20 protein-coding genes are annotated in these 23665 nt (G+C 61.3%); 7 read left to right on the top strand and 13 right to left on the bottom strand.

Annotated elements, in window-relative coordinates; genetic code table 11:
- The first annotated feature begins 14 nt into the window (after positions 1-14).
- The 6 genes from FGE21_RS15355 (at position 15) to FGE21_RS15330 (ending at position 7602) form a co-directional block, all read left to right on the top strand.
- A complete protein-coding gene (locus tag FGE21_RS15355) occupies positions 15-1016 on the top strand; it encodes a calcium-binding protein (RefSeq protein ID WP_255731609.1) in 1002 nt (333 codons plus the stop codon).
- A 208-nt stretch (positions 1017-1224) separates the two neighbouring features.
- The gene (gene rpsO / locus FGE21_RS15350) at positions 1225-1494 is read left to right on the top strand and encodes a 30S ribosomal protein S15 (RefSeq protein WP_139664312.1); all 270 of its coding nucleotides are present in this window, start codon (positions 1225-1227) and stop codon (positions 1492-1494) included.
- A 173-nt stretch (positions 1495-1667) separates the two neighbouring features.
- A complete protein-coding gene (locus tag FGE21_RS15345) occupies positions 1668-2882 on the top strand; it encodes a GTP-binding protein (RefSeq protein WP_139664311.1) in 1215 nt (404 codons plus the stop codon).
- Positions 2883-3270: 388 nt separating this feature from the next.
- Positions 3271-5409 (top strand): polyribonucleotide nucleotidyltransferase, encoded by a 2139-nt coding sequence (pnp, locus tag FGE21_RS15340; protein ID WP_139664310.1) that lies wholly within the window; start codon positions 3271-3273, stop codon positions 5407-5409.
- A gap of 101 nt (positions 5410-5510) precedes the next feature.
- On the top strand, positions 5511-6371 hold the full coding sequence (locus tag FGE21_RS15335) for a glycosyltransferase family 2 protein (RefSeq protein WP_139664309.1): 861 nt from the start codon (positions 5511-5513) through the stop codon (positions 6369-6371).
- A gap of 67 nt (positions 6372-6438) precedes the next feature.
- Complete coding sequence (locus tag FGE21_RS15330; protein WP_139664308.1) at positions 6439-7602, top strand: rhamnan synthesis F family protein; 1164 nt, start codon at positions 6439-6441, stop codon at positions 7600-7602.
- Positions 7603-7665: 63 nt separating this feature from the next.
- Here FGE21_RS15330 and FGE21_RS15325 read toward each other — a convergent pair whose 3' ends face one another.
- Positions 7666-8316, bottom strand: a complete 651-nt coding sequence (locus tag FGE21_RS15325; RefSeq protein WP_139664307.1) for a peroxiredoxin — start codon at positions 8314-8316, stop codon at positions 7666-7668.
- Positions 8317-8606: 290 nt separating this feature from the next.
- Between FGE21_RS15325 and FGE21_RS15320 the strand changes: the two genes are divergently transcribed.
- Positions 8607-10049 carry an aldehyde dehydrogenase family protein gene (locus tag FGE21_RS15320; RefSeq protein ID WP_139664306.1) on the top strand — a complete coding sequence of 481 codons (1443 nt, stop codon included), beginning with the start codon at positions 8607-8609 and terminating at the stop codon, positions 10047-10049.
- 140 nt (positions 10050-10189) lie between these two features.
- Here the strand turns inward: FGE21_RS15320 and FGE21_RS15315 are convergent, their stop codons facing one another.
- The 12 genes from FGE21_RS15315 to FGE21_RS15260 form a co-directional block, all read right to left on the bottom strand.
- On the bottom strand, positions 10190-10843 hold the full coding sequence (locus FGE21_RS15315) for an RluA family pseudouridine synthase (RefSeq protein WP_139664305.1): 654 nt from the start codon (positions 10841-10843) through the stop codon (positions 10190-10192).
- A gap of 100 nt (positions 10844-10943) precedes the next feature.
- Positions 10944-11879 carry an EamA family transporter RarD gene (gene rarD, locus FGE21_RS15310; protein WP_139664304.1) on the bottom strand — a complete coding sequence of 312 codons (936 nt, stop codon included), beginning with the start codon at positions 11877-11879 and terminating at the stop codon, positions 10944-10946.
- A 118-nt stretch (positions 11880-11997) separates the two neighbouring features.
- Complete coding sequence (locus tag FGE21_RS15305) at positions 11998-14451, bottom strand: FAD-dependent oxidoreductase (protein ID WP_139664303.1); 2454 nt, start codon at positions 14449-14451, stop codon at positions 11998-12000.
- 49 nt (positions 14452-14500) lie between these two features.
- Complete coding sequence (locus FGE21_RS15300) at positions 14501-15397, bottom strand: homocysteine S-methyltransferase family protein (protein WP_139664302.1); 897 nt, start codon at positions 15395-15397, stop codon at positions 14501-14503.
- Entirely contained in the window at positions 15394-17838 is a 2445-nt protein-coding gene (locus FGE21_RS15295; RefSeq protein WP_139664301.1) for an FAD-dependent oxidoreductase, read from the bottom strand. The genes FGE21_RS15300 and FGE21_RS15295 overlap by 4 nt, the downstream gene beginning before the upstream one ends.
- Before the next feature lie 30 nt (positions 17839-17868).
- Complete coding sequence (locus FGE21_RS15290; protein ID WP_139664300.1) at positions 17869-18240, bottom strand: GFA family protein; 372 nt, start codon at positions 18238-18240, stop codon at positions 17869-17871.
- A complete protein-coding gene (locus FGE21_RS15285) occupies positions 18237-18866 on the bottom strand; it encodes a LysE family translocator (protein WP_139664299.1) in 630 nt (209 codons plus the stop codon). The genes FGE21_RS15290 and FGE21_RS15285 overlap by 4 nt, the downstream gene beginning before the upstream one ends.
- Before the next feature lies 1 nt (position 18867).
- Positions 18868-19473, bottom strand: a complete 606-nt coding sequence (locus FGE21_RS15280) for a helix-turn-helix domain-containing protein (protein WP_139664298.1) — start codon at positions 19471-19473, stop codon at positions 18868-18870.
- A gap of 139 nt (positions 19474-19612) precedes the next feature.
- Complete coding sequence (locus FGE21_RS15275; protein WP_139664297.1) at positions 19613-20068, bottom strand: GAF domain-containing protein; 456 nt, start codon at positions 20066-20068, stop codon at positions 19613-19615.
- A 103-nt stretch (positions 20069-20171) separates the two neighbouring features.
- Positions 20172-20444, bottom strand: coding sequence for a hypothetical protein (locus FGE21_RS15270; RefSeq protein ID WP_139664296.1), 273 nt, complete (start codon positions 20442-20444; stop codon positions 20172-20174).
- 41 nt (positions 20445-20485) lie between these two features.
- Positions 20486-22759, bottom strand: coding sequence for a transposase family protein (locus FGE21_RS15265; protein ID WP_139664295.1), 2274 nt, complete (start codon positions 22757-22759; stop codon positions 20486-20488).
- The gene (locus FGE21_RS15260) at positions 22756-23508 is read right to left on the bottom strand and encodes a hypothetical protein (protein WP_139664294.1); all 753 of its coding nucleotides are present in this window, start codon (positions 23506-23508) and stop codon (positions 22756-22758) included. The genes FGE21_RS15265 and FGE21_RS15260 overlap by 4 nt, the downstream gene beginning before the upstream one ends.
- Positions 23509-23665 lie beyond the last annotated feature (157 nt).

Below are 23665 nucleotides of genomic sequence, written 5' to 3'. Positions count from 1 at the left end.
CGGTGTTGTGGTTGATGAGTTTTCTGGGAATCGCTGCGGTCGGCGGCGCAATGTTCATCGATCTTGATCCCGGGTCGGACGAAGACGACGACACCGATACGTCAGCGGACACCGGCAGCACCGGGCCCGTGGCCTCGCTCGATGACCTGCTCGGGACCGGCGGCGAAACCGGGAGCGGGCCGGAGGGCGAGACGCTTGTCGGCACGGACGCCCTCGATCAGATCTCTGGCGGGGCGCTCAACGACACGATTTCCGGCCTGGAGGGTGACGACCAAATCAACGGCTACGCCGGCGATGACAGTCTGGACGGTGGTGCCGGCGATGATGCTCTCTATGGCGCCGAAGGGACGGATACGCTGACCGGCGGCGATGGGGCGGACAGCCTGCATGGCGGTGACGCGGGCGATGACCTTGCAGGCGACGCAGGCGACGACGTCCTCTATGGTCATTTCGGCGCAGACACGCTTGTCGGCGGCGAGGGCTCGGATACGCTCCATGGCGGCGCGGATGATGATATTGCAGAGGGAAGCGCGGGCGCGGATGCGGTCCATGGCAACGCCGGCAACGATACCCTCTTTGGCGGCGACGGGCAGGATGCGTTGTTCGGCGGTACGGGCGACGATGTGGTCAACGGGGCCGACGATGCGGATATACGCGACTATGTCAACGGCGGCGATGGCAATGACACGCTGATTGCCGGGGCGTCGGATGTGGTGACCGGCGGCGATGGCGCTGACCGCATCCTGATTGGCGACTGGGCCGCCGAGGGCACCATCGACCTCGTTGATTTCGACGTCGAAGAGGACCAGTTGATGCTGATATACGACGCATCCCAAGGTGTTCCGGAGCTTGACGTCGAAGCCGATCCCGACGCCCCTGGCGAAACAATCCTGCGGCTGAACGGCGCTGAATACCTGCGCCTCACCGGTGCGGGCAGCCTGACCGCCGAGGACATCCGCCTGATCGGGTCGGATGCCGATGAGCTGGCCACCCTGCCCGTGCCCGGCCTGTTGTGACACCCGCCCGGGCCGGCTCCGGCGGTTTCCAGGGCCACACCATAGCCTGCGTCTGGATTTCCTTTGCAATACTGCAGGAAATCCCGTAACGACCCCCATCCGCACGTGGAATCACGCGTTGACTTTCGTGGGCGGATATCTCCATGGGCCTGTGCTGGACGACATCCCGGCCTGCGCCATTCACTTCAACCCTGCAAAGGAGACCCCGATGTCGATCACTGTTGAAGAAAAAAACCGCCTGATGAAAGAATTCGCAACCAAAGAAGGTGACACCGGTTCTCCGGAAGTCCAGGTTGCGATCCTGACGTCGCGTATCAACACTCTGACCGAGCACTTCAAAACCCACAAGAAAGACAACCACGGCCGCCGTGGTTTGTTGAAGATGGTTGCTCAGCGCCGGAAGCTGCTCGACTATCTCAAGGGCAAAGAAGAGGCCCGTTATCAGGACCTTATCAAAAAGCTGGGCATCCGTCGTTAATCGACCCCCAGAGTTTTGCGAGATGCGCGCCCGTTCCCCTGAGGAGCGGGCGTTTTCCGTTCCCGCCCCCCCTGTCAGCTATGTCGCGCCGTGCGTCTTGCAGATGGCGGAGGGGTCTTGCGTCTTCTTTGGCTTTGTGTTTGTTACGTTATAACATAATATTGGAGTCACAAATGCCTGATCCCCGCCTTCCCGTCACCGTGCTTTCCGGGTTTCTCGGTGCGGGCAAAACGACGTTGCTGAACCAGGTTCTGAACAATCGGGACGGCCGCCGGGTGGCCGTGATCGTGAATGATATGTCCGAGGTCAACATTGACGCGGATCTGATCCGGGACGGCGGCGCCAATCTGAGCCAGACCGACGAGGCTCTGGTCGAGATGTCCAATGGCTGCATCTGCTGCACCCTGCGGGAGGACCTGCTGACCGAGGTGCGCCAATTGGCCTGGCAAAACAGGTTCGACTACCTGTTGATCGAATCGACGGGAATATCCGAACCACTCCCCGTCGCGACCACCTTCGAATTCCGCGATGAGAATGGCGAGAGCCTGTCCGACGTGGCGCGCCTCGACACGCTGGTGACCGTGGTCGATGCCGTCAACCTGCTGAACGACTTTGCGAGCCAAGACCTGCTGGCCGACCGCGGCGAAACGATGGGTGAGGACGACGAGCGCAGGCTGGTGCATCTGCTGACCGATCAGATCGAATTTGCCGATGTGGTGGTGCTCAACAAGGTCAGCCAGGCCTCGCGCGATCAGGCTGAGGCCGCACGGACAATCATTCGCAGCCTGAATGCGGATGCCCGGATCATCGAGACGGATTACGGCAAGGTCAGCGCGGACAGCATCCTCGACACCGGGCTCTTTGATCTGGAAAAGGCCCATGCGCATCCGATGTGGGCCAAGGAGCTGTATGGCTTTGCCGACCATGTGCCGGAAACCGAAGAATACGGCATCGCCTCCTATGTCTACCGGGCGCGTGCCCCTTTTGATCCGCAAAAGATCCATGGGGTTCTGAACAGTGCAATGCCGGGGGTAATCCGGGCCAAGGGGCATTTCTGGCTCGCGACGCGCCCCGATTGGGTCGCAGAGTTTTCCCTGGCCGGGTCCCTGTCGAGCGTGGCTCCGTTGGGGACCTGGTGGGCTGCCGTGCCGCAGGAGAGATGGCCGGTGCAGCAACAAATGACCGATTATCTGACGACCCACTGGGTCGAGCCGTTTGGCGACCGGCGGCAGGAACTGGTTTTTATCGGCGCAGGCATCAACTGGCCGGCATTGAAAGCCGCATTGGACAGCTGCCTGCTGCAAGATGCGTCACCCGAGACACTCCGGCACTGTGAAACCCTGCCGGATCCCTTCCCCTTGTGGCGGCGCAGTGAGCAGGCGAGCTGACTCGGGCCGGCTGGCCTGGGTCGGCTGGCCGGCGCCGACTGACCTGGGTCGACTGGCCCGGGCCGGGTGCGCGTGGGCGGGCCACTCGGGCGTATCTGCAGCGAAACCCGTTGCAATGTCCGCTCCGGTTGCGTCAGGGGTCCGATGCGGCGGAGCCCCCCTCGGGCCACACGCCCGGACGGGCATCAAAGGCGGTGGCGAATATCCTCCGCACTGAGCGAAGTCTTTCTTTCTGCGCCGAACTCATGTAAGGGCGGAGCTATCTGAGACGATGTGCCAGACCCCGGCACGCGAAAGCAAGATAAGCAGGGGTCGGCGGCAATGGGGCCGCTACGCAATATGGAGACCCGGGATACGCCCGGGAGTGCTCCGACTTAGGATACGATAGATGTTCAATGTAACGACAAAGACAATGCAGTGGGGCGAAGAGACGCTGACACTGGAAACGGGCAAAGTTGCGCGCCAGGCCGATGGCACCGTGATCGCAACGCTCGGCGAAACCTCGGTCATGGCCAACGTGACCTTCGCCCGCGCCCAGAAACCCGGTCAGGATTTCTTTCCGCTGACCGTACATTACCAAGAGAAATACTACGCCGCCGGCAAAATCCCAGGCGGCTTTTTCAAACGCGAAGCGCGTCCGACCGAAAAGGAAACGCTGACAGCCCGTTTGATCGACCGTCCGATCCGCCCGCTGTTCGTCCCCGGCTTCAAAAACGAAGTTCTGGTGATGTGCACCGTGCTGTCCCACGATCTGGTCAACGACCCGGACATCGTCGCGATGATCGCGGCCTCTGCCGCGCTGACCATCTCTGGCGTGCCCTTCATGGGCCCGATCGCATGCTGCCGCGTCGGCTATGAGGATGGCGACTACATCCTGAACCCGACCGTAGACGACATGCAGGACCTGCGCCTCAATCCGGACCAGCGTCTGGATCTGGTCGTGGCCGGCACCAAAGACGCCGTCATGATGGTCGAATCCGAAGCCTACGAGCTGACCGAAGAAGAGATGCTCGGTGCTGTGACCTTTGCCCATGAGCAGATCCAGCCGGTTATCGACCTGATCATCGATCTGGCCGAAGACACCGCAAAAGAGCCGTTCGACTTTGTTGCGCCCGACTACTCGGAGCTGTTCGCCGTGGTTAAGGCCGCCGGCGAAGAGAAAATGCGCGCCGCTTACGCGATATCTGACAAGCAAGAGCGCGTGGCCGCCGTGGCCGGTGTCAAGGCCGAGATCATCGAAGGCCTCTCTGACGAGCAAAAAGAGGACGCAAACCTCGGCTCTGCCCTGAAGAAGCTGGAATCCGGTGTTCTGCGTGGCGACGTCGTCAAGAACGGTCGCCGCATCGACGGCCGGGCGCTGGACGAAGTGCGCCCGATCCAGTCCGAAACCGGCCTGCTGCCCCGGACGCATGGTTCTGCCCTGTTCACCCGTGGTGAAACCCAGGGTCTGGTTGTGACCACGCTGGGCACCGGCGATGACGAACAGTTCATCGACGCGCTGCATGGCAACTTCAAATCCAACTTCCTGCTGCACTACAACTTCCCGCCCTACTCGGTCGGCGAAGTGGGTCGTGTTGGTTCGCCCGGTCGCCGCGAAATCGGCCACGGCAAACTGGCATGGCGCGCGCTGCAGGCTGTTCTGCCTGCGCCCACCGATTTCCCCTACACGATCCGCGTGGTCTCCGAGATCACCGAGTCGAACGGCTCCTCCTCGATGGCGTCCGTTTGCGGTGGCTCCCTGTCGATGATGGACGCGGGCGTGCCGCTGAAGGCGCCGGTTGCCGGTGTTGCCATGGGTCTGGTGCTGGAGGACGACGGCTCCTACGGGATCCTGACCGACATCCTCGGCGACGAGGATCACCTCGGCGACATGGATTTCAAAGTGGCCGGGACCGAAGCGGGCATCACCTCGCTGCAGATGGATATCAAGGTTGCAGGCATCACGCCTGAGATCATGAAATCCGCGCTGGCACAGGCCAAAGCCGGTCGTCTGCACATCCTCGGCGAAATGGCGAAGGCACTGACCGAAGCCTCCGAGTTCTCCGAGCACGCGCCGCGCATCGAGACGATGACCGTTCCGACCGACAAGATCCGGGAAGTGATCGGGTCCGGCGGCAAGGTCATCCGCGAGATTGTAGAAGTCTCCGGTGCCAAAGTGGACATCAACGACGATGGCGTGATCAAGATCGCTTCGGCCAACGGCGAGGCCATCAAGAAGGCCTATGACATGATCTATTCGATCGTGGCGGAGCCGGAAGAAGGCAAGGTCTACACCGGTAAAGTCGTGAAAATCGTCGATTTCGGCGCCTTTGTGAACTTCTTCGGCAAGCGCGATGGCCTGGTGCATGTGTCCCAGATCGAAAACCGCCGCCTGAACCACCCCAGCGATGTGCTGAAGGAAGGTCAGGAAGTGAAGGTCAAGCTCCTGGGCTTTGACGATCGCGGCAAGGTACGCCTCTCCATGAAAATCGTGGATCAGGAAACCGGCGAAGAGATCTCCGCCGACAAGGCAGAGGGCGCGGAATAACCGTTCCCCGCCTGATGCGGATCTGACATAAGATGCCCGGGGCCTGACGGTCCCGGGCATTTTCATTTCGGTCAGATGCGACCGAGCACAATGAGGCATCCATGACCCGCGTCACCATCGTCACCGTCGCCTACAACTCTGCCGAGATCCTGCCGGGGCTGCTGTCTTCGCTGCCCGAGGATGTGCGCTGCGTTGTGGTGGACAACGGGTCCGCCGATCACGACGCGACCCGCGCGCTGTGCATGGAACATGGGGCGGAGTTTCTGGCGTCGGAGCGCAACATCGGCTTCGGCCCCGGCTGCAATCTCGGGGCTGCGCGGGCGAGTAGCGAGTTCCTGTTTTTCGTGAACCCGGATGCCAGCCTCGACGCCGGCGCGATTGACGCCCTGCTGGCGGCCGCCGATGCCCACCCGGAAGCGAGCGGCTTCAACCCGCGCCTGCGCGAGGCGGATGGGCGGGTTGCCTTCAAGCGGCGCAGCAAATTGCTGCCCAGAGCCAAATGGCTGTCGCGGGACGCCGCCAACAGCGACCGGGAACTGCCGGTGCTGTCCGGTGCGGCGCTCTTCGTTCGGCGGCAGGCGTTTGAGCAGGTCGGCGGCTTTGATCCAAAGATCTTCCTGTTTCACGAAGACGACGACCTCAGTCTGCGGCTGGCGGCGCAATGCGGCCCCCTGCGCCTGGTGACGGCCGCGGGTGTGACCCATCTGTTCGGGGCCTCGACCGTGCGCTCCCCCCGAACCGCCGCGCTCAAGGCCTGGTACATGGGCCAATCCCGGGTCTATGCGGCCCGCAAACATGCGGTACCGCAGGCCTTTGCCGTGGCTCTCAAAGACGCATTGGTGCAACTCTGTTCACCGCTTTCGCTGCTGTCCGCACGCAAACGTGCAAAACACTGGGCTTATCTGCGCGGCGTTCTTGCGGTACGAAACCGGGACACGGCAGATCTGCCTCTGCCCTGGTGACGGGCGGTGCCGGAGCCTGTCTGCCTTTCACGGTCCCTTTCGTTTTCTCAATCTATCTGGTGATGTGATGCCGCTTCCCTTTTGGAAAATACAACGCGAACTTGCGCGCCCCTTCAAACAACTGGGTGTTTCACCCGCGCGGCTTGGGAGTCTGTTCCTGTCCCAGCCCTATTACGATCTGGTCCTCGCCCGCAAAAAACAGATCACCGAAGGCGGCATTGCGGCCACCCCGAAGCTGGCCGTTTATCTGATCTTTCCGCAATCCGGACTGCTTGCCTCGCATGAAATTGCGCTGACCCACCTGGTTGAGAACGGCTATGCGCCGATTGTGGTGTCGAACCTGCCGCTTGGCGATGCTGACAAGCTCCGGCTCCGGCAGCAGGCGACATTGATCATTGAGCGGCCGAACTTTGGCTATGATTTCGGCGGCTACCGCGATGGCCTGCTGGAAGCGGTGGCCCGGTTCAGCGGCACTGAACGTTTGGTTCTCTTGAATGATTCCGCCTGGTTCCCCCTGCCCGGATCGGCCAATTGGTTGCAGGAGGCAGAGGCGATGGAGCTGGATTTCGTAGGCGCGGCCACCAACTATGGCCATGCCCGCGTCAACCCGGAAGACTTCCGCGAGATCGAATGGAGCTATTCCAGCACCCATCGGAATTTTCACTATTGTTCCTTTGCGCTGATGATCTCCGGGGCGTTGCTGCGCGATCCGGCCTTCCTGCGGTTCTGGCAGAAATTCCCGCTGACCAACAACAAGACCGTCACCGTGCGCCGTGGCGAGATCGGACTGAGCCGTTGGGTGATCGAGAATGGCCGAAGCCATGGAACGACCCTCCAGATCTCTGATCTGGACCGGGAGCTTGCGCAACTGCCAACTGGCGATCTCCGCCAGATCGCGGCGCAGACCATCATCCCCGAGATGGCGCGCATGAAAAAGGTAAAGGCCGAATTTGACATAGAAACCGCAACTGACAACGAGCTGATCCGCTTTATCCTCACCAGCGTGGCGCGGCAGGGGATCAGCTACACGCATCCGCGCCTTGTTCACGACCGTCGCGGTTTTGGCTTTCTGAAAAAATCGCCCCTGTGGCTGGATGAGCAGGCGTCGGATCTGACGCTGGCGTTTACCAGGGACCTGAGTGGCGAAGTCGGCGCGGTCATTCACAAAGAGGCCATGGACCTGCGGCATCAGCGGGGGGCTCGGTTTGCCCCTCCGGCGCTGGTGTCCTGAAGCACCCGGATTATACAGCCGCCACACTGGTACGCGCGGCTGTACACCGTTGGTTCCAGGTGGTTACTCGGGCGCTTTGGTCTTGCGCAGGTAGGGGAAGATCGTCTCGAACGAGCCGAATTTTGTCTTGGCATCCTCATTGGAGACCGAGGGCGGAATGATGACGTCCTCTCCCGGCACCCAGTTGGCCGGGGTTGCGACGCCTTTTGCCGACATCTGCAACCCGTCCAGCGCCCGCAGCACTTCGGCAAAGTTGCGGCCGACCGTCATCGGGTAGGTCATCGACAGCTTCAGCTGTTTGTCGGGGCCGATGATGAAAACCGAACGCACCGTGGCGCTGTCGGCAGGGGTGCGGCCGTCGGGCAGATAGGCCTCCGCAGGCAGCATGTCAAAGGCCTTTGACACCGCCAGCCCCTCATCCGCGATGATCGGGAAACCGGCCTCTGCCTTGGCGTAGGTTTCGATGTCACCCTTCCATTTGCGATGGTCCGCGGCGCTGTCGACCGAGACCCCGACCACCTTGGTGTTGCGCGCGGCCCATTCATCCGCCAACTGTGCAACCGCAGAAAATTCCGTGGTGCACACGGGAGTGAAATCCTTTGGGTGAGAAAACAGAATCGCCCAGCTGTCACCGATCCAGTCGTGGAAATTAATGGTGCCCTGATCCGTCTCAGCGGTGAAATTCGGCACCACGTCGTTAATACGCAATCCCATGTGATCGCTCCTCCTGGTTCAAACGTGTGAATCACTACCGGCAAGCCTACCTCCTTTCCGCGCCGGTTCCAGCAGATTGCCCGTATGCGTCCGAATTTGTCGCAGACACCCGCGCCCGAGGCCTTCGGGCACCGTTCAATGAGCCGAAATACCGGCATGTCCGGCGAGATGGCGCCGGGCCTCGGAATTTGATCAAAAAACAACCTTGTAGAGGGTCACCGTCACTGACAAACTGACCGCAAAGTGCCGTATACCGGCCACTCTCACAGCCTTGGAAAGGGAGCGGATCCATGATTGAGAAACGCGAATTTTACATTAATGGACAGTGGGTTGCTCCTTCTGCTCCGAACGACTGCCTGGTCATTGACCCCTCAACAGAGGAGCCCTGCGCCGTCATCACTCTGGGTGCGGAGGCCGATACCAACGCGGCGGTGGCTGCGGCCAAAGCGGCGCTGCCGGGCTGGATGGCGACGCCACCGGCACAGCGGATCGCGATGGTCGAGAAGCTCCTGGAGATCTACAACCGGCGGGCCGAGGATCTGGCCCAGGCGATGTCCACCGAGATGGGAGCGCCGATCAGCATGTCCCGCCAGAGCCAGGTGACAGCCGGCAGCTGGCATCTGGAGAACTTCATTGCAGCCGCCAAGGCATTCGAATTTGAGCGCCCCCTCAGCGCCGACACGCCCAATGACCGGATCATCTATGAGGCCGTGGGTGTTGCCGCATTGATCACGCCGTGGAACTGGCCGATGAACCAGATCACGCTGAAATTCGGCGCGGCAGCGATCGCGGGTTGCACCATGGTGCTCAAGCCCTCCGAACAAAGCCCGCTGAACGCGATGATCTTTGCCGAAATTGTCGATGAGGCCGGCTTCCCCGCGGGTGTCTTCAACCTCGTGAACGGCGATGGAACAGGCGTCGGGTCACAGCTGTCCGCGCATGTGGACGTCGATATGGTGTCCTTTACCGGCTCCACCCGCGCCGGGACCGCGATTTCGAAAGCGGCTGCAGACACGTTGAAGAAAGTCCATCTCGAACTGGGCGGCAAAGGCGCCAACCTTGTATTCGAGGATGCCGACGAGAAGGCCGTCAAGCGCGGCGTCCTGCACATGATGAACAACACCGGCCAGAGCTGCAACGCGCCCTCCCGGATGCTGGTTCAAAAATCCATCTACGACGATGTTGTGGCCAAGGCGGCGGAGGTCGCTGCAAAGGTCGAAGTCGGTCCAGCCTCTGCAGAGGGTCGCCATATCGGCCCGGTAGTGAACGAGCTGCAGTGGAACAAGATCCAGGACCTGATCCAGAAAGGCATCGATGAGGGCGCCCGTCTGGTCGCAGGCGGAACTGGCCGTCCGGATGGGTTGAACAAAGGGTTCTATGTCAAACCGACGATCTTTGCCGATGTGAACAACCAGATGACAATCGCACGCGAAGAAATCTTTGGCCCGGTGATGGCAATCATCCCCTTCGACACCGAAGAAGACGCCGTCGAGATCGCCAACGACACGCCCTATGGCCTGACCAACTACGTGCAGACACAGGACGGGGCGCGCGCCAACCGTCTGGCCCGGGGGCTTCGCTCGGGCATGGTTGAAATGAATGGCCAGTCCAGAAGTGCCGGGTCGCCTTTCGGTGGCATGAAGCAATCCGGCAATGGCCGGGAGGGCGGCACCTGGGGGCTTGAGGACTTTCTTGAGGTGAAGGCGGTCGGCGGCTGGACACCAGAGAGCTGATTGCGCCCATAGTCTTCTGAGGAGCCGTGTCTTCTGAGGAGCCGTCCATTGGGCGGCTCTTTCTTTTCTGGCCCGCCCATTTGGCAACCAGAGCAGCAACCAGTGTAGCAATCAATGTGGCAACCAGCGTATCGCGCGGGTCAGAACGGTGCCTTGACCCGGAACTTCTGCGACATTCCTCCATCCGGATGCTTGAGCCGCAGCTCTTCCGAATGCAGCATCATACGCGCATGATCGCGCGCGGCGCCCGAAGCATAGAGCGGATCACCCAGGATCGGGTGGCCCAGCGACAGCATGTGAACGCGCAACTGGTGTGACCGGCCGGTCTTTGGCATCAGCCGCACCCGGGTTTCATCCTCGCCGTAGCTCATGACCTTCCAGTCCGTTTCAGCCGGTTTGCCGGTCTCGTGGCACACCTTCTGCAGGGGACGGTTCGGCCAGTCGACAATCAGCGGCAGATCCACGGTGCCGGATTTGACAGCCAGTTTCCCCGCCAGCCGTGCCACATAGGTCTTCTTCGTCATCCGCTTTTCGAACTGCAGCCCCAAATGACGCTGCGCGTGGGGCGTCATGGCGAACACCATGACCCCGGAGGTGTCACGGTCCAGGCGGTGAACCAGCAGCGCCTCGGGAAAGGCGCTCTGAATACGTGAGATCAGGCAATCGGACAGGTGATCGCCCTTGCCCGGTACCGACAACAACCCGGCCGGTTTGTTGACCAACAGGATCTGGGCGTCGTGATGCAGGATATCGAGCGGATCGCTCGGCGGGCAATATTCACTGGATACAGTCATAGCCGCTGCCTAGCGGCCCGGCGCTGACAAGACAAGGTCCCAAACTCCCACCGTGATCGGGGCCAGGATGGGCCTGCGTCTGGACGTTTCCACGACTGTCTCAGGTCTCGGGGTGTGGGAGGGGAGCGATGGATCGCTTGCGCCCCTTGCGCCGCATCTCCTGCAGCAGCGAGGCGGAATAGATCACCAGGGCCAGCCAGATCAGCGGAAAGGCGATCATCTTGGCACCGCCAAACGGTTCTTTGAAGACAAACACCGCGACCATGAAGATCATCGTCGGGGCGATGTATTGCAGGATCGCGATCGTCGACAGCTTCAGCAGCTTTGCACCGTTGGCATAGACGATCAGGGGCACCGCCGTCACCGCGCCGCAGCCCAGCAGCAGCAGCGTATCCGCACGAGTGGCGGCAAAATGGCTCTGACCGGTGAGCAGCAGATAGGCGATATAGCCCAGCGCGGGCAAAGTCAGGATCAGGACTTCGAGCAAGAACCCCTGGTTCGGACCAATCGGCAGCGACTTTTTGAAGAACGCATAAAAGCCCCAGGAGACCGTCAGACCCAGTGCGGCAAACGGCAGGCTGCCGGCGGCGACCGTCAGAATGATCACAGCAACCGCCGCAAGCCCCACCGCCACCACCTGCGCTCGCGTCAGGCGCTCTCCCAGCAAAATCGCACCGAGGGCAATGGAAAACAGCGGGTTGATATAATATCCAAGCGCCGCCTCAAGCGCCCGTCCGGAGCCAACCGCCCAGACATAGATCCCCCAGTTGACCGAGATGAAAGCGGCCGTGACGCAGGCCATCGCCAGCATTCTCGGGGTGCGCAAAGCGGTCTTGAGATCCCCGAGACGGCGCAGAAAGATCAACAACAGGCCAGCGATCGGAACCGACCAGATCACACGATGCGCAACAACCTCCGCCGGGGGAATATGCGAGACCATTTTCAGATACAGCGGCAAGAAGCCCCAGAACACATAGGCCGCCGTCGCAAACCCAAGGCCCTGCGGCGTATCGACGTTGTCAGGTTTGCTGCTCATCTTCGGCCCCTTTCACGTCGGCGGTGCTATCCGGCCCCCTGCCGCCGCCCGCGTGACGTTCAATAACCGCAGGTCCGCCCAAAAAACAGACACTGCGATTACCCGCCTAGCAGATTTGTCAGGCCTTTACACGATCCGATTTGGGGTCATACATCGGCTTCAGCGAAACCTCGGCCGTCACACGGCAGCCGCAGACATCTATCTCATAGGTTGAACCGAGAACATCCGATGCACTTTCGCCCGCGCAGGGAACATAGCCCAGACCGATGGCGCCGCCGAGCGTGTGGCCGTAGTTTCCGGAAGACAGATAACCGACATACTCGCCGTTGCGCAAAATCGGCTCGTTGTGAAACAGCAGCGGCTCCGGATCCGTGAGGCGGAACTGAAGCAGGCGATTCTGCGGACCTGTCGCCTTGCGCTCGGCCACGGCTGCGCGGCCGATGAAATCACAGCCCTTGTCCACCTTGACGGCGAAACCGAGCCCCGCATCCACCACGTGATCCTCGCAGGTGATATCATGCCCGAAGTGGCGGAAGCCTTTTTCGATCCGGCAACTGTCCATCATATGCATGCCGCAGAGCTTCAGCCCCAGATCCTGGCCTGCCGCCCAGAGGGTTTCAAACACGTGCCCCGCCATATCGGCCCCTACGTAGATCTCCCACCCAAGTTCTCCCACATAGGTGACCCGGTGGACCCGGGCGAGGCCCATGCCGATCTCGATCTCTTGCGCGGTGCCGAAGGGATTGGTTGCGTTGCCGAAATCATTGGGCGACACCATTTGCAGCAGTTTTCGCGCGTTCGGCCCCATCACCGCCAGCACGCCTTCGCCTGCGGTCACATCGGTGATGACCACATTGTGCCCCCCCTTGTGACGTTCCATCCAGGTCTGGTCGGCAAGGCGGGTCGCCGCCGGGGTCACCACAAGATACGCGGTCTCGGACAGGCGTGTCACGGTCACATCCGCCTCGATGCCGCCGCGTGAATTCAGGAATTGGGTATAGACGATCTTGCCCACGGGGACGGAATAGTCGCCGCCGCCGATGCTGTTGAGAAAGGCCTCGGCGTCCGGTCCCTCGACCCGGATCTTGCCGAAGGAGGACATGTCGTACATGCCGACGTTTTCGCGCACTGCCCGGTGTTCGGCGGCGCTGTTTTCAAACCAGTTCTGACGTTTCCAGCTGTAGCGATAGGTTTTGTCCTGACCCGGATCCGCGAACCAGTTGGCGCGCTCCCAGCCCGCCAGTTCGCCAAAAACCGCAGCCTGCTCGGCCAGATGATGGTGGAAGGGCGTGCGCCGGATGCCGCGTGCGGTTGCCTTCTGGCGGTAGGGGAAGTGGTCGGCGTAGAGCAGCCCCAGCGTTTCCTTCGACCGTTCAAAGAGATAGTGTTTGTTGCCCTGAAACGGCTGCATGCGGGAAATATCCACATCGCCGAGGTCAAAGGGTTTTGCGCCGTCCTGCATCCATTGCGCCAGCGCCATTCCCGCCCCACCGGCAGATTGAATACCGATGGAGTTGAAGCCCGCAGCGACCCAGACATTGTCCATCTCCGGCGCAAGCCCGAGGTGATAGGCATCATCCGGGGTGAAACTCTCCGGCCCGTTGAAAAACGTATGGATGCCCGCCTCAGCCAGCATCGGCATCCGGTTCACCGCCGCTTCGAGGATCGGTTCGAAGTGGTCGAAATCCTCGGGCAGCTGGTCGAATTCGAAACTCTGCGGGATGCCCTCCATGCCCCAGGGTTTTGCAGTCGGTTCAAACGCGCCAAGCAGGATCTTGCCCGCGTCCTCTTTGAAGTAGGCGCATTCGTCCGGCATCCGCAGGACCGGCAATTGCGTCAGCCCCGGGATTGCCTCGGTGACGATGTAGAAATGCTCGCAGGCATGAAGCGGCACGTTGACCCCCGCCATCCGCCCCACCTCATGCCCCCACATGCCGGCGCAATTGACGATCATGTCGCAGGCTATATGCCCCTGTTCGCGACCGTCATCCGAGGCCCAGTCGACCCCGGTGACCTGCCGGCCGCTGCGATGGATACCGCTGACCCGCACCCGCTCCTGTATGAGCGCGCCGCGCTGACGCGCCCCCTTGGCCAGAGCCAGCGCAATGTTTGCCGGATCGCCCTGCCCGTCCTTTGGCAACCAGACACCGGCGGTCACGCCATCGATATTGAGATGCTCGTATCTGGCCTTGATCTCATCGGGGGAAATCTCTTCGACATCGACACCGAACGCCCGCGCCATGGCCGCCTGACGAAAGATTTCCTCGCGCCGCTCGTCGGTCAGGGCCACAGTGATCGAACCGCAGCGTTTGAAGCCGGTAGAGACACCGGTTTCCGCCTCAAGCGCGCCGTAGAGCTCCTGACTGTATTTGGCGAGCTTGGTCATATTGGAGGAGGCCCGCAATTGCGCGATCAGACCGGCCGCATGCCAGGTGGTTCCCGAGGTGAGCTGTTTGCGCTCCAGCAGAACCACATCCGTCCAACCCAGTTTGGTCAGATGATAGGCCACCGAACAGCCGACAATACCGCCACCGATGATGACGACGCGGGCCTTCTCTGGAAGTTGGGTCATGGTCTCTGCACCTTCTTGTTGAGGCCAAAATATGAGGGGGGACGACGTTTCAAATGAGGGTATGGCCCGCCGCGCGCAAACGCCGGGCAAGTTCCGCGATATGGTCCGGGCCGACCTCGCAACAGCCGCCGACGATGGTGGCGCCCATCTCGACCCAGGTCATTGCGTAATCGGCATAGGCCGCGGGCCCCAGATCCGTGCGTCGGCTGAGCGCCTCGACCGTCGGGGCGTCCTCCAGGAAAGCCTCGGCAATCCCTTCGAAGCCATTTGCGAAAGCGCCGAACGGAATGTCGGCCTGTTTCAGGATTTCAAGCGCCGGCGCGATTGCCTCCGGTCGGGAACAGTTGATGAGACAGGCCGCCACATCGAAATCCCGCAGGAGCGGCAGCACCTCGGAGACCGGCTCGCCAGACCTGAGGCGGGTCCCGTCTTCGTCCAGCACGGAAAAGGCGATCCAGACCGGTTTGCCCTGTCCGCACACCCCCTTGAGCACGCCCAGCGCCTCCTGCACGGAGGACACCGTCTCGGCCAGGAAGATATCCACATGCGGGGCCATCAGACCGGCGATCTCGCGAAAGGCCTCGGATGCGACCTCCGGATCCGGCTCCAGATCCGGTCGGTAGGAGGCCAGAAGCGGACCCAGCGCGCCGGCGATCCTTGCGGTGGGATAGTCTGCCCGCGCTTCTGTGGCCTGTGACAGCGCCGTATCCAGCAACGGGGCGAGCTGATCCTCCAGTCCGATCCGTTCCAGCCGCGAACGGTGCACGGCGTAGGTGTTGGTGGTGGCAACGGTTGCCCCTGCCGCAAAGTAGTCCCGGTGCAGCTCGCCCACCAGATCAGGTGCATCCATCATCACCGAGGTCGACCAGAGCGGCGTCGCCCGATCCCCCTTGCGCCGCACCAGCTCCTGACCGATTGACCCATCCAGAAGGGTGATCCCGCTCATGCACGCAGCCTTTCATTGGCCGGATCCCAAAGCGGTTGATCCGGCTGGACCACAGCGCGATGGCGCTGGCCATAGATTTCGACCTCCAGTTCGGTGCCCGGCACAGCCAGATCCGCCCGCAGCATGCCCAAGGCGATAGAGCAGCCAACACGGTAGCCCCAATCCCCGGAGGTGGTTTCACCAACGATGTCGCCGTCCCTCCAGATACAGGACATATAGGGCGCGTCGGCGGCTCCGGCCTCGACCGTCAGCGTCACGAACCGTCTGGAGGGCGCCTGTTCCTGCTCTGCCAGAAGCGCCGTTTTGCCAGGGAAATCCTGCGGTTTGTCAAATTTCACGAACCGCTCCAGACCGCCTTGCAACACGGTGTAGTCGGTGGAGAGATCACCCTTCCAGGCGCGGTAGCCCTTCTCGATGCGCAGGCTGTTCAGGGCATACATGCCGAACGGTTTGGCACCGGCCGCAAGGATCGCGTCATAGATCGCGGGCATGTCGGCATTGAGCGCGTGCACCTCCCAGCCCAGCTCGCCCGCAAAGGACACCCGGACCACAAAGGCAGGTTGCCCCGCCACCGTGGCCACCTGATGGGACAACCAGCCAAGGCTCAGGTCCGCATCCGTCAGCGGCGCAAGCACCTCGCGCGACTTTGGCCCCGTCACGATCAGCGTGTCGCGGGTGGTGGTCACATCCTTGACGGTGACGCCGTCCGGCATGGTCGCCGTCAGCAGGTCGCGGTCGTGCCACTGGGCGCTGGCGGCGGTGATCATCACAAACTCATCCTCGCCAAGGCGCAGACAGGACATCTCTGTCAGAATGCGGCCTCTCGGGTCGGCGATATAGACGAGATTCATGCGCCCGATCTTGGGCAGCGCGCCGGTGACCAGACCGCGCAGCGCCTCTGCTGCGCCGTCTCCGCCGAGCTCAAACCGCGAAAACCCGGGCAGATCCAATACGCCGCAGTGATCGCGGACCGCCTCGCATTCTTCCTTGACGCGGGCCTGCCACGGACCGGAGCGGCCCCAGGTGTGGGTGGCCTCTCGCGAGGTGTCATCACCGGGCTGCGCGAACCAGTTTGCCCGCTCCCAGCCGTTGTAGGCGCCCATCACACCGCCAAGCGCGATGACCCGGTCATGCACCGGCGAGAGCTTCTTGTTGCGACCGGCAGGCCATTCGTGATGCGGGAAATGCATGGCATATTCGTTGCCATAGACCTCCATCCCCTTTTGCACGCAATAGTCGGCATCAGTGTAATCGGTATAGCGGCGCGGATCGACGGCCCACATGTCCCATTCGGTCTGACCCTCGACGATCCATTCCGCCAGCACCTTGCCCGCGCCACCGCCCTGCGCGATGCCAAAGGTGAAGACACAGGCCTCAAACGCGTTTTTCACCCCGGGCATCGGCCCGATGAGCGGCAACCCGTCCGGCGCATAGGGGATCGGGCCGTTGATGACCCGGGACACGCCGGTGCTGGCCATCAGCGGGACCCGCTCCATCGCGTCGGTGACGATATCCTCAATCCGGTCCAGATCGTCGGACCAGAGCTGAAACGAGAAATCCTCGGGCATGGGATCGTCGGGCGTGGCCCAATGCGCCCTGCAGTTCGGCTCGTAGGGGCCGAGGTTGTAGCCGTGTTTTTCCTGGCGCAGATAATAGGACACATCCACATCGCGCAGCAGAGGCAGCTTTTTGCCGGTCTCCTTCGACCAGGCTTCGATTTCGGGGATTTCCTCGGTCAGCAGATATTGGTGGGACATCACCATCATCGGCACCGTGCGTCCGCCATAGGGTTTGAACCATTCGCCGACACGCTGCGCGTAATATCCCGCGGCGTTCACCACATAGTCGCAGGCGATATCGCCTTTTTCCGTGTGCACGATCCATCCGTCATCCGTCTGGGTGACGCCCGTGGCCGGGCAGAAGCGGATGATTTTCTGCCCCATGTCCCGCGCGCCCTTTGCCAGCGCCTGCGTCACCTGCGCCGGATCGATGTCGCCGTCATTTGGATCATAGAGCGCCCCCGCCAGATCGTGGGTTTCGATAAACGGATAGATCTCCTTCACCTGATCCGGGGTCAGAATTTTGATGTCCATACCCTGGTAGCGCCCCATCGCGGCGGCGCGCTCGAATTCCTGCATCCGCTCGGGCGAATGCGCCAGCCGGATCGAGCCGGACTGGTGGTAGTTCATCGGATAATCGACCTCCTCGCCAAGACGCGCGTAGAGTTCGGTGGAATAGCGCTGCATGTTCATGATCGACCAGGAGGTGGAGAAGGTCGGCACATTGCCCGCCGCATGCCAGGTGGATCCGGCCGTCAGCTCATTCTTTTCCAGCAGCACACAATCGGTCCAGCCCTTCTTGGCGAGATGATAGAGCGCAGAGCAGCCGATAACGCCGCCCCCGATGATGACCACGCGGGCCCGTGTTGGAAAATCTGACATGGTCGGCTCCTTGTTGAGATATGCAGGGTTTCAGTCTTTTTGCGGCAGGCCGTCGGCGATGTCGTAATAGTCGCCCTTGTCCGCCACGAAGATGTGTTTCTCGAGCGTCAGCCCCGTGGGGTTTGACACGGCCCCCAAGGCAAAACTGGTGGTGCCCTCATCCTGCGCCTTCCAGAACAGAAAGGACCCGCAGTCGGCGCAGAACCCTCGTCTGGCGTGCGTGCTGGCGGCGAACCAGCGGACGGGCCCGCGAATGACCAGATCCTCATCCTGCACATAGGCCGAGGACCAGATGCCGCCGGACTGGCGGCGGCACTGGCCGCAATGACACATTGAAACGCCTTTTGGGGTCGCCTCAGTCTCGAACTGGATGCTGCCGCACAGGCAATGGCCCTTGATCATGATGCCCCCTCGGGTTGCGGCGCGCCGCTGATGCCCAGAAGCACGCCATAGACAATAAAACAGATAGCCAGCCCGCGGCGGATCCAGACATTGAACACCGCCGCCAGCGCCGCCCGCCCCATCATGACCCCAAGCAGGGTGAAACCGGTATAGCTGAGCGTGGTCAGCACCAGCGCGGTGGGCATGATCACGGCCATCTGCTGCCAGATCGCGACCTCGGGCTGCACGAATTGAGAGAAGGCCGCCAGATAGCCTGCGACGCTTTTGGGATTGATCGTGGCCACCGCCAGCGCGTGCAGATAGACATGGCGCGCGGGCCGTTCTGCCGATGGGGCCGGTCTGCTGGCGTTGCGCCAGCTGCGAATGCCCTGAACGATCAGAAACCCGGCACCGACCAGTTTCGCGATGAAGAACCCGGTCGGCGACGCCGCAATGAGCGCAGTCACCCCGAGGGCTGACAGCAGCAGGAAAGCCGACGCCTGGGTCAGAATAGCAAGCACCCCCAGCATCGCCTTGGCAAATCCGAGGTTCATCCCGTTGGAAATGCAATTCACCGCATTCGGTCCGGGTGTGGTCACAAAGACCAGCCAGAACAGCGCGAATATGGTCCAGGCCTCAAAGCTCATGTCAATACACCGGCGGCGCGATCACCCAGACCGCCACACAGGGCGTGTCATAGGGGTTTGACCATTGGAACGGTTCATTTCGGATGCGGAAACTGTCGCCGGGACCGATGGTATAGGTCCGCTCGCCGATTTGCAGATCCAGTTGCCCAGAGATCACGTAGCCGACCTCCTGCGTCGGGCGGTGGGCCACCGCCTGCATGCGCGCGTGCGGGGCAAAGGTGGAATGCACCATTTCGAAGTCATCGGTCAGATCGGGGGAGAGCAATTCCTCGATCAGACCTTCTTCGCCGGAGCCCATGGGCCGCCGGGCCGCCGCACGCACAACGTAGCCCTGCTCTGCCACCGGGGCAGAGGCATGGGCAAACAGCATCGACATCGGCACCTCGAGACATTGCGCGATGAGCCGCAGATCCGAGATCGACGGCTCCGACATGTCCCGCTCCACCTGGCTGAGCCAGCCGACGGATCGCCCCATGCGAGCCGCCAGATCAGCTAGGGTAATGGAGCGCGCCCTGCGCAATGCGCGCAGATCGGCCCCCAAAGTGGTGTGAGATGGTGCCTGGGCGTTCAAAACTACCCTCGTCGAGTCGTGAAAATTTTGCTTCATTTTTCACGCTTGCCGATTGCCGTGAAAAAATAAAGAGAAATTTCACGCCGCAGATGTAATTTGGCACAAAAAGGACCGATCCCCAGGGGCATCGGCCGGATTTTGCATCGTTCCGTGACAGGTGTCGCCCCGATGGGTCCTACAGGCGGCCAAAGACCGAGTGCAGAATCGCGGACAATTGCTCGGCGTCCTCCGGGGTGAAGACGGCGGGCTGATCGCTGTCGATGTCCAGCACGCCGATGAGCTCGCCCGCGCGATTGTAGACCGGCAGCACGATTTCGGAGCGGGTCGAGGAGGAGCAGGCAATGTGACCTGCAAACGCCTCGACGTCATCAACCAGTTGCACCTGCCCGGTCCGGGCCGCCGCGCCGCAGACGCCCCGCGAGAAGGGGATCACAAGACAGCCATGACCACCCTGATACGGACCGATCTTGAGCACTTCGGGTTCCGTGACGCGGTAGAAACCGGTCCAGTCAAACCGATCATCCGCGTGATGCAATTCGCAGGCGAGGGTCGCCATCAATGCGACCTCGTCCCGCTCGCCCTCGGTCAGTGCAGCCACCGTCTTGGACAGGTCGTCGTAATTCACCCGCATCAGATTACTCCCTTCGTGCTAGTAATCGCTCAGTCTGATACCACCATTTCAGCAGGTTTGATACCGGAAGAGACCGAGCTATCTCGGCAGTTCTCGGATGGGATTAACGGCGCGCGTTGTGAAACCAGTCATGAATGGCGCTCTTGCCGATACACCGTTCTGGCGGAAACTGTTTGGCAATAGCCTCCGCTACCCGCGATTCCCCAGTCACCAGCAAGCCGCGCACTTCGAAATGCCCGCCGATGGCGGCTTTGACGTAGTAGTCGTGCAGGCAGTTTTCGAAAGCTTCGCGGAGCTTTGCCGCGCGCGGGAAGGTATAGTGGCCACGCTGCAGAGAAAGTGAAGCGTTGACGCGGTTCTGGTCGATGAAACTCATGTTTATCCTTGGATTGCTAGACGTCGTTGAGATGGCGGCGGTCACAAGAGCTCGCCCTTCTGGGCGGGGCGGCCGAGCCGGACAGGGGGTTCCGAAGGCGGTTTCGTCGCCTTGGGCTTCGATGTCCTGGCTGATATTGCTGGCGTAGAGATCGGCTCCGCAGGCGCGTGATCGATGAGGCTTGCTCCGCCGATCGGCAGGATGCCCGGGCCCGAGATCGCGGTTGAAAGAGTTCCTGGGGCGACCGTGTCGATCGGCACGTGCGTGGAGATCAGCCGAGATGAGGCAAACAGGCTCTTGGCCTTCTTGCAGGCTTCACCCACGTTGACATAGCTCCTGGGCAGCCGTCGCTCGACGCCGATTTTCTTGAGCTGTTCATGTCTCTCGAGGCGAACCTTTGCGATCCGATCTTCATAGAGCGTTGTCAACTCGGGGTTTTCGCGCCGGTACTGCGTCATCAGTTCCAGGAATTCTGACACGGTCAGATCGGCGAAGACGGTCGTCTGGAGTGCCAGCCTGTACGGCTTCGGATCACGCGGGATCACTGCGGTTGCAAAGCTCAGATCGTCCGGATCGATATAAACGGTGACCTTGCCCTGGTGGTGTTCGCGGGCGGCCTGGAATTTGTTTGACGCATAGAAGAGGCCTTCAAGCACCCGCACACCCTCATCGTTGGGCTGCAACTTGAATGGCCAGCCCAAGTGGACGCGACGGAGATCTTCATCCAAAAGACGAAATGTCTCCCTGGTCTCATTCAGTTCTTGATAGACCTCTGCTGGGCGGCGCCCGCACATACCGACGCCCATGTGTTTCAGCGACGGATACTCATCGATGAAAAACTTGGTCAGGATTTCATAGAGAAGGTCGATATCCAGCACGCCCGATGCCTTGGCGTCATATCCGGGCAGCTCTCCGGCTTTCCGGCCGGTGTAGCCATGAAGCAACTTGAGCAATACGGATTCCGTGGTACCGAACATCCTCTCAACATACGGCTTGTCGGCGGCGGCGTGGGTCCGCACGTCAGTATTCGCCGATGCGATCCCCATGAGCGCGGACTTGACGTCGGCGTTCCGCAGGCCGGTACCGTTGTCGTTGCGCACCATGCCGAGCCCCATGGCCGGCATAGCCTCGCCCTCGCAAGCGTAGATGCGCCTCTCGCGGGTCTTGTCACGCGTTGCCATCCGCAGCAGCTGCATCGTGGCTTCCGTTTTTGGCTGGTCGCTGACAACCCAGGCCAGCGGCATACGTGTTGCGACATCGATCATGACAAGGATGCTGAGGCGGCTGCGGATCTCGTCATCCGCCCATTCCATAGCCTTCTTCATATCTTCAGACAGCGTATGCCAATAGCCTTTGGCCTTGGCCGAGGTAATCAGGGACGCCCGACATTCGTCCATCTCGCAGAATTCGCCGATCATGAGCGCCCGCACGTCAGAACTGCCGCGGCCCCGCTTGTTACGCGCGTGGCGCTCGCCCTTCGTCGCGACTATGTACTCGGTCGGGGTGAGCAGCTCCTTGCGGTGACGAAGAACGGATTGATGGGATGGGACTGGGAGCGCGGGGAGATTGTTGAGCGCCCGCTGCCGGTTTTCCCTGTTGATCAGGGCTGCAAGGTAGCCATGCACGTTCGCCACCGACGGTCCCTTGAGATCCAGGCCGATCTCCTCCCACGCCTCTGTCATGAGCTCTTTCAGACGCAAGGGCAGACGCGGTGTCTCGTTGCCTTTGAGGTGATCAAGTGTCGCCAACCCGGCAATGACATCATCACCGTCCTGGAGACCCTGATAGATCCCATAGTATTTCTTCAGCGTCCGCCCTTTGTAGAGAAACCAGCTCTTCTGCTGGCCGCCTTTCAACGTGGCTGCTCCAAGATGCACGCGCTCGCCAAAAAAGGCTTCGACGAGCGGACGCAAGAACTTCCTGTTCGCGGGGTCGTTCAGGGTGCCGATCGAAATCCGGAAGTCCTCATTGCCCTCGACAATGGTCCGGTGCCGATGGAGTTCGTCGATCGCCCTGCATACTGCGAAGTGGAAGCGGCCATAAGTCTGTTGCTCATCGGAGAGTTGGGCCGCGACGCTCAGCCCACCCAGCCTGAGCTTGGCACTTCCCTCCGGCAACAGCTGCAAAGGGGGGATTGTCACGGCGCCGGATTGCATCAATTCGACGAAGGACGAGAACCCAAGGATACTCGTCTGGCCGCCCATCGGGTCCGCCAACTCATAGCCTTGCGAACCGACCTTGCGGAGCAGGAGGTCGCGCCCCTGGACCACGATTTCGGTTCCGGCTTCGAAGTTGTAGCGAGGCGCGATCGTCACGACGCAACCTCGACGTGCGACCATTCCGCGATCACATGATCGAGGTTCGCACGCAGGGCGCCGCGTGCGATCAGGCGATGGCAAGATTTGAAGACCGTCTTCTGCGGCAAATCGAGCAGCGGGAAAAGATCACGCATCAGCCAGAGCGCGCGATGATTGCGGGCGGCCCAGAGCACCATGTCGTCGATTTCCGGATCGGGTGTCTGGATGGCCTCATGCAGCCGGAACAGGTTCTCCCGTCGCTGCCGTGAGTAGCGGCCAGCATCGACGATGATCATGCTATCTGCAGCGCTCGAGGGTGTCGCCGTTTGGATCGCTTCGATCTCGCGCCGCGTCCGAGGCTTTTGCAGACTGTCGGAGTTGCGAACGAAGACGAGTATGCGCCGCCCGTCGACGAATGTCGCAAGCATATCGTGAGTGTAGGTCCGCCGTTTGTTTTGTTCATCTCGGAAGTTGACGGCCAATGGCTGAAACTGCAGATCGTACAGATCGGGAGACAGGAGCAATTCATGAGCTACTGCCGCTTCAGCGGCACTTTCGGCAATGCCAACTTTCGGCATGAAATCGTTCGCGGCAGTCTTATATGTCAGCCACACCCGATGCGAGCTCGAACTCCGAAAACCGGGATTGCGGACTCCATCGAAGGGCAACACTCCGTGAATGCACCCGAGTTTGATTTTTGACTGCCGGGGTAGTTTGGCCGGCGAGTAATTCCAGCTGTCGTGATCGATAATCTGCTCGTCAGACATGACGTCTCCGTTCCCGGAACAGCAGTGTTCCGAGACTATTCTTGATGCTCGTGATGAGGCTCACGTCGCTCTTGCCGCGCCCGAGCTCTATCGGTAGCGTGGCAACTGTACTGATACGACAGGGCCTCGGCGATGATGTGAAGTGGTCCCAGCTTTT

This window comes from Phaeobacter sp. B1627 (assembly GCF_006265095.1).
GTDB lineage: Bacteria > Pseudomonadota > Alphaproteobacteria > Rhodobacterales > Rhodobacteraceae > Epibacterium.
The sequence above is the reverse complement of the archived record's forward strand: the minus strand, read 5'-3'. Positions and strand labels throughout refer to the sequence as shown.